10 protein-coding genes and 1 other annotated feature are annotated in these 12,142 nt (G+C 42.0%); of the genes, 9 read left to right on the forward strand and 1 reads right to left on the reverse strand.

Annotation, left to right across the window (positions count from 1 at the left end; translation table 11 throughout):
* Positions 1 to 24: 24 nt before the first annotated feature.
* Positions 25 to 1,503, reverse strand: coding sequence for an oligosaccharide flippase family protein (locus NYE79_RS04045; RefSeq protein ID WP_000789711.1), 1,479 nt, complete (start codon positions 1,501 to 1,503; stop codon positions 25 to 27).
* 122 nt (positions 1,504 to 1,625) lie between these two features.
* Between NYE79_RS04045 and mecA the strand changes: the two genes are divergently transcribed.
* From mecA to rplL, 9 genes are all read left to right on the forward strand, one after another.
* Complete coding sequence (mecA, locus tag NYE79_RS04050; protein WP_070567629.1) at positions 1,626 to 2,366, forward strand: adaptor protein MecA; 741 nt, start codon at positions 1,626 to 1,628, stop codon at positions 2,364 to 2,366.
* A 147-nt stretch (positions 2,367 to 2,513) separates the two neighbouring features.
* A complete protein-coding gene (locus tag NYE79_RS04055; RefSeq protein WP_070684027.1) occupies positions 2,514 to 3,800 on the forward strand; it encodes a homoserine dehydrogenase in 1,287 nt (428 codons plus the stop codon).
* 1 nt (position 3,801) lies between these two features.
* On the forward strand, positions 3,802 to 4,671 hold the full coding sequence (thrB, locus tag NYE79_RS04060) for a homoserine kinase (RefSeq protein ID WP_070684024.1): 870 nt from the start codon (positions 3,802 to 3,804) through the stop codon (positions 4,669 to 4,671).
* 260 nt (positions 4,672 to 4,931) lie between these two features.
* Positions 4,932 to 5,870 carry a peptide-methionine (R)-S-oxide reductase MsrB gene (gene msrB / locus NYE79_RS04065; RefSeq protein WP_070684021.1) on the forward strand — a complete coding sequence of 313 codons (939 nt, stop codon included), beginning with the start codon at positions 4,932 to 4,934 and terminating at the stop codon, positions 5,868 to 5,870.
* A 59-nt stretch (positions 5,871 to 5,929) separates the two neighbouring features.
* Entirely contained in the window at positions 5,930 to 7,654 is a 1,725-nt protein-coding gene (locus NYE79_RS04070) for an ABC transporter ATP-binding protein (RefSeq protein ID WP_070684016.1), read from the forward strand.
* 1 nt (position 7,655) lies between these two features.
* A complete protein-coding gene (locus NYE79_RS04075) occupies positions 7,656 to 9,404 on the forward strand; it encodes an ABC transporter transmembrane domain-containing protein (protein ID WP_216728294.1) in 1,749 nt (582 codons plus the stop codon).
* A 111-nt stretch (positions 9,405 to 9,515) separates the two neighbouring features.
* Positions 9,516 to 10,775 (forward strand): TRZ/ATZ family protein, encoded by a 1,260-nt coding sequence (locus NYE79_RS04080; RefSeq protein WP_339293807.1) that lies wholly within the window; start codon positions 9,516 to 9,518, stop codon positions 10,773 to 10,775.
* 64 nt (positions 10,776 to 10,839) lie between these two features.
* Positions 10,840 to 10,975 (forward strand) — a sequence feature (ribosomal protein L10 leader region).
* 38 nt (positions 10,976 to 11,013) lie between these two features.
* Positions 11,014 to 11,514: a 50S ribosomal protein L10 gene (gene rplJ, locus NYE79_RS04085; RefSeq protein ID WP_075567401.1), complete on the forward strand. Its 501-nt coding sequence runs from the start codon at positions 11,014 to 11,016 to the stop codon at positions 11,512 to 11,514.
* Between the two features lie 75 nt (positions 11,515 to 11,589).
* Positions 11,590 to 11,958 carry a 50S ribosomal protein L7/L12 gene (gene rplL / locus NYE79_RS04090; RefSeq protein ID WP_001196964.1) on the forward strand — a complete coding sequence of 123 codons (369 nt, stop codon included), beginning with the start codon at positions 11,590 to 11,592 and terminating at the stop codon, positions 11,956 to 11,958.
* Positions 11,959 to 12,142 lie beyond the last annotated feature (184 nt).

A 12,142-nucleotide genomic window follows, 5' to 3' on the forward strand; every position in this document is an offset into this window, starting at 1 on the left:
CTAATTTATCAGTAGGGGATTTTTTTAATTTCGTTTTAATTTAGCAAGTAAAAGGTTCAGTGCATAGTGGAGTGTTTTGTCTTTGGTAATAAAGAGGGTCAAGAGGTAATAGATACCACAAGTTGCCACGGTAGAAAGAACCATGAGAATCATATTAAAGTTTACTGTGTAGGAATTGATTTGGAAAATCATCTTGAAAATATAGAAGATTGGGATAAAACCAAGGGATATGAGGCTATAACGTGTTAAGGTTATAAAAATTTCTTTTAAACTAATCAGTTGGTGTTTCTTGATAAAATGAATTTCAAGTAAAACAACGATAGTTTCTGCGATAATGGTCGTAGCGATGTAATACTCAGGTGCAAAAATATTATTGAAATACAAGATGCTATTTAATAGTATATTGGCACCACCACCAAGGAAGTAGAAGGCAGTTAAGCGATTTTCATGGTCGTTGATAAAGATAATCTGTTTACCAAGAATCAACTCAATAGCCCAAATGATGGTACGAAAAGCGAAGACGCTAGTTACGATACCCGCTTCAAGATATTTTTCAGAAGAATAAATAACAGTTGCGTACCGTCCCAATATCATAATCCCGATACTAGTTGGAACCATAAGGAAATAGAATAGGGATGCCGCTTGATTCACGAGATAATTATAGGACTTGTAATCCTTTTTCCCGAGATAGTAGCCGAGGCGTGGAATACTGACGTTGATAGCTCCACTCAAGACACTGGCAATCAGCATGACGATACTATAGGCAATTGTATAGTAGGAAATATAGTTCTCATCCGGTCCCTTAGTGATAAACATTCTATCTAGCAGGGTATAAAGCATATTAGCGTTCGTTAAGAGAAGCATAGTAAAGAGTGGTTTAGAAGCTTTAGCTAATTCGACGAAACCGATCTTAACAAAAGAAACTTCTCTCTTAATCCAAAGAAAACTGAGCAGGTAGTTGAGGACAGTGGTCGCTGTCATAACGATAGCATAAGGAACGATATCATCTGCCGTTTTAACGAAGGCGAAGATAGCGACCAGCATGGTAATTCGAATAATTAATGTTTTATAGAGGATGAAGGCATAGTTTTCATAAGCTTCGTTCATCCATTCGATATTGAGAAATTGGAAGAGTGCTTGAGCCCCTAGGATGTAGTAGAGAACTTTCAGATTCTCAATGCTGGTGTCAAAGAAGATAATGAGGAAGTAGATACCTGTCGTCAGGAGAGAGGTAAAAACCGAGATATAAAACAACTTAGAAAAGACGTAGTTGATTTTATTCTTGTCATCCTTGACCTTACTAATAGCTCGAATCCCGTAGTTGTATATTCCAAAGGCAGCTAGTGGAATAACAAAACTTGCCCAGGTATTGGCTGTATTGAAATAACCGTAATTGGATTTGCTGAGAATCCGCGTCAGATAAGGATTGGTTATCAGTGGAAAAACGATATTGAGAATATTGACCAGCAAGCTGGCCAAGGCATTTACTTTTATATTTTTCATTGAACATTCTTTCTTAAATCTAAAATCATATCTAGTATTATATCACATTCTCGCTTCATTCTTTTGATAAAATCGTAAAAATCTAGTATAATAGATAGACTGAAAGTATGAGGTTACTAGATATGAAGATGAAACAAATTAGTGATACAACACTGAAAATCACGATGACTTTAGATGATTTGATGGATCGGGGAATGGAGATTGCAGACTTTCTCGTTCCTCAGGAAAAAACCGAAGAGTTTTTCTATGCTATTTTAGATGAGTTAGAGATGCCAGACAATTTCTTGGATAGTGGCATGCTGAGTTTCCGCGTGACGCCAAAACCTGATAAGGTCGACGTCTTTGTGACCAAGTCCAAGATTGACCAAAATTTGGATTTTGAAGATTTGGCGGATCTACCAGACATGGAAGAATTAGCCCAAATGTCGCCAGATGAATTTCTCAAAACCTTGGAAAAGAGCATTGCAGATAAGACCAAGGACGATATTGAGGCCATCCAATCTCTAGAGCAGGTCGAAGCAAAGGAAGAAGAGCAAGAGCAGGCAGACAAGGAGACGGAGAATAAGAAAGAACCTTATATCTACTATATCCTACGCTTTGCAAGCCTTGCTGACTTAGTTGCTTTTGCAAAGACGGTTAACTACCAGATGGAAACATCTGAACTCTATAAGATGAATGGACACTATTATTTGACAATCTTAGTCGATGTGGAAAATCATCCAAGTCCATATCCGGCTTGGCTCTTGGCTCGTATGCGTGAGTTTGCAGACGACAGTGACATCAGTCGTTCAGTCTTGCAAGAGTATGGGCAAATATTGATTAACCACGATGCAGTTCTCGGTCTGCAAAAGATTCGTTCATAAATTTTAAAATCAATTTTCATTTATCAAGAAAGACGAATCATGGGATTCGTTTTTTCTTTTCTAGACCGAAATAGTGATTTACTATAATAGGAATTTTCATAAAATTCTGTTATAATGGCTATATCAGAAAATTTCTAGGAGACAAACATGACAGTTAAAATTGCTTTACTTGGATTTGGTACCGTTGCAAGTGGCGTGCCATTCCTCCTAAAGGAAAATGGAGAAAAAATCGTTCAATCAGCTCATTCTGAGATTGAAGTAGCCAAGGTATTGGTCAAGGATGAAGATGAAAAGAACCGCTTGCTTGCAGCAGGAAATGGCTTTAACTTTGTAACCAATGTAGATGATATTTTAGCAGATCAAGACATTACTATCGTAGTGGAATTGATGGGGCGTATAGAACCAGCTAAGACCTTTATCACTCGTGCCTTAGAAGCTGGGAAACACGTTGTTACTGCTAACAAGGACCTTTTGGCTGTCCATGGTGCAGAATTGTTAGAAATCGCTAAAGAGCATAATGTAGCACTTTACTACGAAGCAGCTGTTGCTGGTGGGATTCCAATTCTTCGCACTCTAGCAAATTCATTGGCTTCTGATAAAATCACGCGCGTTCTTGGTGTCGTTAACGGAACTTCCAACTTCATGATGACCAAGATGGTCGAAGAAGGCTGGCCTTATGATGATGCTCTGGCTGAAGCGCAAAGACTTGGTTTTGCAGAAAGCGACCCTACAAATGACGTGGATGGGATTGACGCAGCCTACAAGATGGTGATTTTGAGCCAGTTTGCTTTTGGTATGAAGGTTGCCTTTGACGATGTAGCCCACAAGGGAATCCGCAACATCACACCAGAAGATGTAGCTGTAGCCCAAGACCTTGGCTATGTAGTGAAATTGGTTGGTTCTATCGAGGAAACTCCTTCAGGTATTGCTGCAGAAGTGACTCCAACCTTCCTACCTAAAGCACATCCACTTGCCAGTGTGAATGGGGTAATGAACGCTGTTTTTGTAGAATCTATCGGTATCGGTGAGTCTATGTATTACGGACCAGGTGCGGGTCAAAAACCAACTGCAACAAGTGTTGTAGCGGACATTGTCCGTATCGTTCGTCGTTTGAATGATGGTACCATTGGTAAAGACTTCAACGAATACAGCCGTGACTTGGTCTTGGCTAATCCAGAAGATGTCAAAGCTAATTACTACTTCTCAATCTTGGCTCCAGACTCAAAAGGTCAGGTCTTGAAACTAGCTGAAATCTTTAATGCTCAAGATATTTCCTTCAAGCAAATCCTCCAAGATGGCAAAGAGGGTGACAAGGCGCGTGTAGTGATTATCACTCATAAGATTAATAAAGCGCAGCTTGAGAATGTTTCAGCTGAGTTGGCCAAAGCTTCAGAATTTGACCTCTTGAATACCTTCAAGGTGTTAGGAGAATAGGATGAAGATTATTGTACCAGCAACCAGTGCCAATATTGGGCCAGGTTTTGATTCGGTCGGTGTAGCTGTAACCAAGTATCTTCAAATTGAGGTCTGTGAAGAACGGGATGAGTGGTTGATTGAACACCAGATTGGCAAATGGATTCCCCATGACGAGCGTAATCTTTTGCTTAAGATTGCCTTGCAAATTGCGCCTGACTTGCAACCGAGACGTTTGAAAATGACCAGCGATGTTCCCTTGGCGCGTGGCTTGGGTTCTTCAAGCTCGGTTATTGTTGCTGGAATTGAACTGGCTAACCAACTGGGCAATCTCAACTTATCTAACCACGACAAATTGCAGCTGGCTACCAAGATTGAAGGACATCCTGACAATGTGGCTCCAGCTATCTATGGAAATCTTGTTGTTGCGAGTTCTGTTGAAGGGCAGGTTTCGGCGATTGTGGCAGATTTCCCAGAGTGTGATTTTTTAGCTTATATTCCCAACTATGAATTGCGCACTCGCGACAGTCGTGGTGTCCTTCCTAAGAAATTGTCCTACAAGGAAGCTGTTGCAGCTAGTTCAATTGCCAATGTTGCTGTTGCAGCCTTGTTAGCAGGAGATATGGTGACAGCTGGACAAGCAATCGAGGGGGATCTCTTCCACGAGCGCTATCGTCAAAGTCTGGTCCGTGAATTTGCGACGATTAAGCAAGTAGCTAAAGAGAATGGAGCCTATGCGACCTATCTCTCTGGTGCCGGACCGACAGTTATGGTTCTGGCTTCTCATGACAAGATGCCCAAGATTAAAGCTGAATTGCAAAAGCAACCTTTCAAAGGCAAACTACATGACTTGAAAGTTGATACCAAAGGTGTCCGTGTCCAAACAAAGTAAAGAAATAGAAGATAGGATAGGGAAACTCTTGATTAGAGGGCTTCCTATCCTTTTTTTGAAAAGAAGTTTATACTCAATGAAAATCAAAGAGCAAACTAGGAAGCTGGCCGCAGGTTGCTCAAAACATGGTTTTGAGGTTGTGGATAGAACTGACGAAGTTAGCTCAAAATACTGTTTTGAGGTTGCAGATGTAAGCTGACGTGGTTTGAAGAGATTTTCGAAGAGTATTAGTTAAAAACCTTGATAAAGGAGAAATAAAGATGGCAGAAATTTATCTAGCAGGTGGCTGTTTTTGGGGTCTAGAGGAGTATTTTTCACGTATTTCTGGAGTGCTAGCAACCAGTGTCGGCTACGCTAATGGCCAAGTCGAAACGACCAATTACCAGTTGCTCAAGGAAACAGACCATGCAGAGACTGTTCAAGTGATTTATGATAAGAAAGCTGTGTCACTCAGAGAGATTTTGCTTTATTATTTCCGTGTTATTGATCCCTTGTCTATTAACCAGCAGGGGAATGACCGTGGTCGCCAATATCGAACGGGAATCTATTATCAGGATGAAGCAGACTTGCCCGCTATCTATAGAGTAGTGCAGGAGCAGGAGCGTATGCTGGGTCGAAAGATTGCAGTAGAAGTGGAGAAACTTCGCCACTACATTTTGGCTGAAGACTACCATCAAGACTATCTCAAGAAAAATCCTTCCGGTTATTGTCATATCGATGTGACCGATGCTGAGAAGCCATTGATTGATGCCTCTAACTATGAAAAACCTAGTCAAGAGGTGTTGAAGGAAAGCTTAACTGAGGAATCCTACCGTGTTACACAAGAAGCTGCTACAGAGGCTCCATTTACCAATGCCTACGACCAAATCTTTGAAGAGGGGATTTATGTAGACATCACGACGGGTGAACCGCTTTTTTTCGCTAAGGATAAGTTTGCTTCAGGTTGTGGTTGGCCAAGTTTTAGTCGTCCGATTTCTAAGGAATTGATTCATTACTACAAGGATTTGAGTCATGGAATGGAGCGAATCGAGGTTCGTTCTCGGTCAGGAAATGCTCACTTGGGTCATGTTTTCACAGATGGACCTCGGGAGTTAGGTGGCCTGCGTTACTGTATTAATTCTGCTTCCTTACGCTTTATAGCCAAGGATGAGATGGAAAAAGCAGGATATGGCTATCTATTACCTTACTTAAACAAATAAAACTGAGAGGGTGGGGCTTCCCACTTTCTTCATTTCCAGAATAAGAATAGAAGGGATCTATGAAACACTTACTATCTTACTTCAAACCCTATATCAAAGAATCAATTTTGGCTCCCCTGTTCAAGTTGCTAGAAGCTGTTTTTGAGCTCTTGGTTCCCATGGTGATTGCTGGGATTGTTGACCAATCCTTGCCCCAGAGAGATCAAGGGCATCTATGGATGCAGATTGGTCTGCTCCTTATCTTTGCAGTGATTGGTGTTTTAGTGGCCTTGGTAGCCCAGTTTTACTCAGCCAAGGCAGCGGTGGGTTTTGCCAAAGAACTGACAGACGACCTTTATCGTCATATTCTTTCCTTACCCAAGGACAGCAGAGATCGTTTGACAACTTCTAGCTTGGTGACCCGCTTGACTTCGGATACTTACCAGATTCAGACTGGTATCAATCAATTCCTGCGCCTCTTTTTGAGAGCGCCTATTATCGTTTTTGGAGCCATTTTTATGGCCTATCGCATCTCGGCTGAGCTGACTTTCTGGTTCTTAGTTATGGTTGTCATTTTGACGATTGTCATTGTCGGTCTCTCTCGACTGGTCAATCCTCTCTACAGCAGTCTCAGAAAGAAAACGGATCAGCTGGTTCAGGAAACGCGTCAGCAATTACAAGGCATGCGAGTTATTCGTGCTTTTGGTCAGGAAAAACGAGAGTTACATATTTTTCAAACTCTTAACCAAGTTTATGCTAGATTACAAGAAAAGACGGGTTTCTGGTCTAGTTTGTTAACACCTCTGACCTATCTGATTGTTAATGGAACTCTTCTCGTCATCATCTGGCAGGGCTATATTTCAATTCAAGGAGGTTTACTCAGTCAAGGTACCCTGATTGCTCTTATCAACTACCTCTTGCAGATTTTGGTAGAATTGGTTAAGCTCGCCATGCTGATCAATTCACTCAACCAATCCTATATCTCAGCCAAGCGAATTGAGGAAGTTTTTACTGAAGCTCCAGAAGATATTTTTTCAGAATTAGAACAAAAACAAGCTACCGGTGATCGGGTTTTGCAAGTCAAAGAATTAACCTTTACCTATCCTGATGCGGCCCAGCCTTCTCTGAGAAACATTTCCTTTGATATGAAGCAAGGGCAAATCCTTGGTATCATCGGGGGAACTGGTTCAGGTAAATCAAGCTTGGTGCAAGTCTTACTTGGTCTTTATCCAGCAGACAAGGGGAGCATTGACCTTTATCGAAATGGACGTAGTCCTCTTAATCTTGAGCAGTGGCGGTCTTGGATTGCCTATGTGCCCCAAAAGGTCGAACTCTTTAAAGGAACTATTCGTTCCAACTTGACTCTGGGTTTTAATCGAGAAGTGTCTGACCAAGAACTCTGGCAAGCCTTGGAGATTGCGCAAGCTAAGGATTTTGTCAGTGAAAAGGAAGGACTCTTGGATGCCCTAGTTGAGGCAGGAGGGCGAAATTTCTCAGGCGGACAAAAACAAAGGCTGTCTATCGCCCGAGCAGTCTTGCGTCAAGCTCCATTTCTCATCCTAGATGATGCGACCTCAGCTCTCGATACCATCACAGAATCCAAGCTCTTGAAAGCTATCCGAGAAAATTTACCTAACACGAGTTTAATCTTGATTTCTCAACGGACTTCGACACTTCGTATGGCTGACCAGATTCTCCTCTTGGAAAAAGGTGAGCTCTTAGCTATCGGCAAGCACGAGGACTTGATGAAGTCCAGCCAAGTCTATCGCGAAATCAATGCATCCCAACATGGAAAGGAGGACTAGCATGAAACGACAAACTGCAAACCAGACGCTCAAGCGTTTGGCTAAGGATTTATTAAGCCATCCTTTCCTCCTTTTCCTAGCCTTTCTAGGAACTATTGCCCAAGTTGGCTTATCAATTTACTTACCTATTCTGATTGGGCAGGTCATTGACCAGGTCCTAGTTGCTGATTCTTCACCAGTTTTTTGGCAGATTTTCATTCAGATGATCTTGGTAGTCATAGGAAATACTCTGGTACAATGGGCCAATCCTCTTCTTTATAATCGTCTAATCTTCTCTTATACCAGAGACTTGCGAGAGCGAATCATCCATAAACTTCATCGGTTACCGATTGCTTTTGTGGATCGGCAGGGCAGTGGAGAGATGGTCAGTCGTGTGACTACAGATATAGAACAGTTGGCAACTGGCTTGACCATGATTTTTAACCAATTTTTCATTGGTGTTTTGATGATTTTGGTTAGTATTCTAGCCATGCTCCAAATTCACCTTCTCATGACCCTCTTGGTCTTGCTGTTGACGCCCCTGTCCATGGTGATTTCACGCTTTATTGCCAAACGCTCCTATCATCTCTTCCAGAAGCAAACAGAGACGAGAGGAATTCAGACTCAGTTGATTGAAGAGTCGCTTAGCCAGCAGACCATTATCCAGTCCTTCAATGCTCAGACAGAGTTTATCCAAAGACTGCACGAGGCGAATGCCAACTACGCAGATTATTCTCAGTCAGCCATCTTTTATTCATCAACGGTTAATCCTTCAACTCGCTTTGTCAATGCGCTCATTTATGCCCTTCTTGCTGGAGTGGGAGCCTATCGTATCATGATGGGGTCCACCTTGACCATCGGACGTTTAGTGACTTTTTTGAACTATGTCCAACAGTACACCAAGCCCTTTAATGATATTTCTTCAGTGCTAGCTGAGTTGCAAAGTGCTCTCGCTTGCGCAGAGCGTGTCTATGCTGTCTTAGAAAGTCCTGAGGTTGTTGAAACAGGTAAGGAAATCTTGACCAGTGACCAAGTTAAGGGAGCCATTTCCTTTAAGCATGTTTCTTTTGGATACAATCCCGAAAGGATCTTGATTAAGGATTTGTCTATCGATATCCCAGCTGGCAGCAAGGTAGCCATCGTTGGTCCGACAGGTGCTGGTAAGTCAACTCTTATCAATCTCCTCATGCGTTTTTATCCTATTAACTCGGGAGATATCTTGCTAGACGGTCGTTCCATTTACGACTATACCCGAGCGTCATTGAGACAGCAGTTTGGCATGGTACTCCAAGAAACCTGGCTCAAGCAAGGAACCATTCATGACAATATTGCCTTTGGAAATCCTGATGCCAGTAGGGAGCAGGTGATTGCTGCTGCCAAAGCAGCCAACGCAGACTTTTTCATCCAACAGTTGCCACAGGGATACGATACCAAGTTGGAAAATGCAGGAGAATCTCTATCTGTCGGTCAGGGCCAGCTCTTGACCATCGCCCGAGTCTTTCTAGCTATCCCAAAGATTCTTATCTTAGACGAAGCAACTTCTTCCATCGATACACGAACAGAAGTGCTAGTACAGGATGCCTTTGCCAAACTCATGAAGGGGCGCACAAGCTTTATTATTGCTCACCGTTTGTCAACCATTCAGGATGCGGATCTGATTCTAGTCTTGGTAGATGGCGACATTGTTGAGTATGGGAACCATCAGGATCTCATGACTAGAAAGGGCAAGTATTACCAAATGCAAAAAGCTGCGGCTTTTAGCTCTGAATAATCCTTTCTATTTTGCAATATTATGGAAAAAAGTTGCCTTCGGGTGACTTTTTTGTTACAATAGCTAGAAAAATTATTCACTGTAAATTGTCTTATAGAAAAGGAGCCTATAATGAAAGTCTATCAGCATGTAAATATCGTGACTTGTGACAAAGATTTCCATGTTTATTTGGATGGTGTCTTAGCCGTTAAGGACTCTCAAATCGTCTATGTCGGCCAAGAGGAGCCAGAGATTTTAGAGCAGGCTGAGCAGATTATAGACTATCAGGGAGCCTGGATCATGCCTGGTTTGGTCAATTGCCATACCCATTCTGCTATGACAGGCTTACGAGGGATTCAGGATGATAGCAATCTCCACGAATGGCTCAATGACTATATTTGGCCAGCAGAAGCAGGATTTACTCCCGATATGACTACCAAGGCGGTCAAAGAAGCTCTGACAGAAATGCTCCAGTCAGGAACAACAAGCTTCAACGATATGTATAATCCCAATGGTGTGGATATTGAGCAAATTTATCAGACAGTCAAGGCGTCTAAGATGTGTTGTTATTTCTCACCGACCCTCTTTTCTTCAGAGACAGAAACAACTGCTGAGACTATAAGTAGAACACGTGCCATTATAGAAGAAATCTTAGGATATGAAAATCCAAATTTCAAAGTTATGGTAGCACCGCACTCCCCTTATAGCTGTAATCAAGACCTGCTGCAAGCGAGTTTAGAAATGGCAAAAGAGCTAAATATTCCTCTCCATATCCATGTGGCGGAGACCAAGGAGGAGTCAGGAATTATCCTCAAACGATACGGCAAACGCCCCCTCGCATTTCTAGAAGAACTGGGTTATTTAGATCATCCGTCCGTCTTTGCTCACGGGGTCGAGTTAAACGAACGAGAAATTGAACGCTTGGCAACTTCTCATGTGGCAATCGCCCATAATCCTATCAGTAACCTCAAACTGGCCTCAGGGATCGCTCCAATCATCCAACTGCAAAAAGCAGGAGTAGCAGTCGGAATTGCGACTGACTCAGTTGCTTCCAATAATAATCTAGATATGTTTGAGGAAGGACGGACAGCAGCCCTTCTTCAGAAAATGAAGAGTGGAGATGCCAGCCAGTTCCCTATCGAGACAGCCCTTAAGGCACTGACAATCGAAGGGGCTAAGGTTCTAGCAATGGAAAAGCAGATAGGAAGCCTAGAAGTTGGCAAGCAGGCAGATTTTCTCGTGATTCAACCACAAGGAAAAATCCATCTCCAACCTCAGGAAAATATGCTCTCTCACCTCGTTTATGCAGTCAAATCCAGTGATGTTGATGATGTCTACATTGCAGGAGAACAGGTTGTCAAGCAAGGACAAGTTTTGACAGTAGAGATTTAAAAAAATATTTCAAAAAAAGTCTGCAAAAATCTTGCATTCTTTTTTTGTCTATGCTATACTTATATACGGTTTGAAAAAACTGCCTAAGACAGTAGGGGAGCGAGACTCATAAATATCCTACCGAGGACAAAACGTATCATGTAAAAAGAAGCGTATTGTACTTTCGTGTCTAGGTTTGGGCGCGTTTTTCTTTTGGAAAATTTCCCCAAGCAAAATAATTACGGAGGTGAACACACTAATGAGTGAAGCAATTATTGCTAAGAAAGCGGAACTAGTTGACGTAGTGGCTGAGAAAATGAAAGCTGCTGCCTCTATCGTCGTTGTAGACGCTCGTGGTTTGACAGTTGAGCAAGATACAGTTCTTCGTCGTGAGCTTCGTGGAAGCGAAGTTGAGTATAAAGTTATTAAAAACTCAATCTTACGTCGTGCGGCTGAACAAGCTGGACTTGAAGATCTTGCATCTGTTTTTGTTGGACCATCTGCAGTAGCATTTTCTAACGAAGATGTTATCGCACCAGCGAAAATCTTGAACGACTTTGCTAAAAACGCTGAAGCACTTGAAATCAAAGGTGGTGCAATCGAAGGCGCTGTCGCATCAAAAGAAGAAATCGTTGCTCTTGCAACTCTTCCAAACCGCGAAGGACTTCTTTCTATGCTCCTTTCTGTACTTCAAGCGCCAGTGCGCAACGTTGCTCTTGCAGTCAAAGCGGTTGCAGACAACAAAGAAGACGCAGCTTAATTATAAGCTACGTAGCGTAGCCTAGCTACAAAAAAATAACAAAATTAAATTTAAACTTATTTGGAGGAAATAACAATGGCATTGAACATTGAAAACATTATTGCTGAAATTAAAGAAGCTTCAATCCTTGAATTGAACGACCTTGTAAAAGCTATCGAAGAAGAATTTGGTGTAACTGCAGCTGCTCCTGTAGCTGTTGCTGCAGCTGGTGCTGCTGACGCTGGTGCTGCTAAAGACTCGTTTGACGTTGAATTGACAGCTGCTGGTGACAAGAAAGTCGGCGTTATCAAAGTTGTACGTGAAATCACTGGTCTTGGACTTAAAGAAGCTAAAGAACTTGTTGATGGTGCACCAGGTGTCATCAAAGAAGGCGTTCCAACTGCAGAAGCTGAAGAAATCAAAGCTAAATTGGAAGAAGCTGGAGCTTCAGTTACTCTTAAATAAGAGAGCGACTACATTTGTAGCTTAAAAACATGATTAAACCGCTATTCTTAGGAATAGCGGTTTTTTCTTTTGGTTCAAGAAGGGGCAAAAAAGGGGCGAACTAATTATATAGTTTATCTAGGAGACAAACAAGTTTTGAATAATAGGCTTTCCATAAAAAATGATACAAGTTTTTACCCTTCAG

The organism is Streptococcus sp. FSL W8-0197 (assembly GCF_037963785.1).
GTDB lineage: Bacteria > Bacillota > Bacilli > Lactobacillales > Streptococcaceae > Streptococcus > Streptococcus oralis_CQ.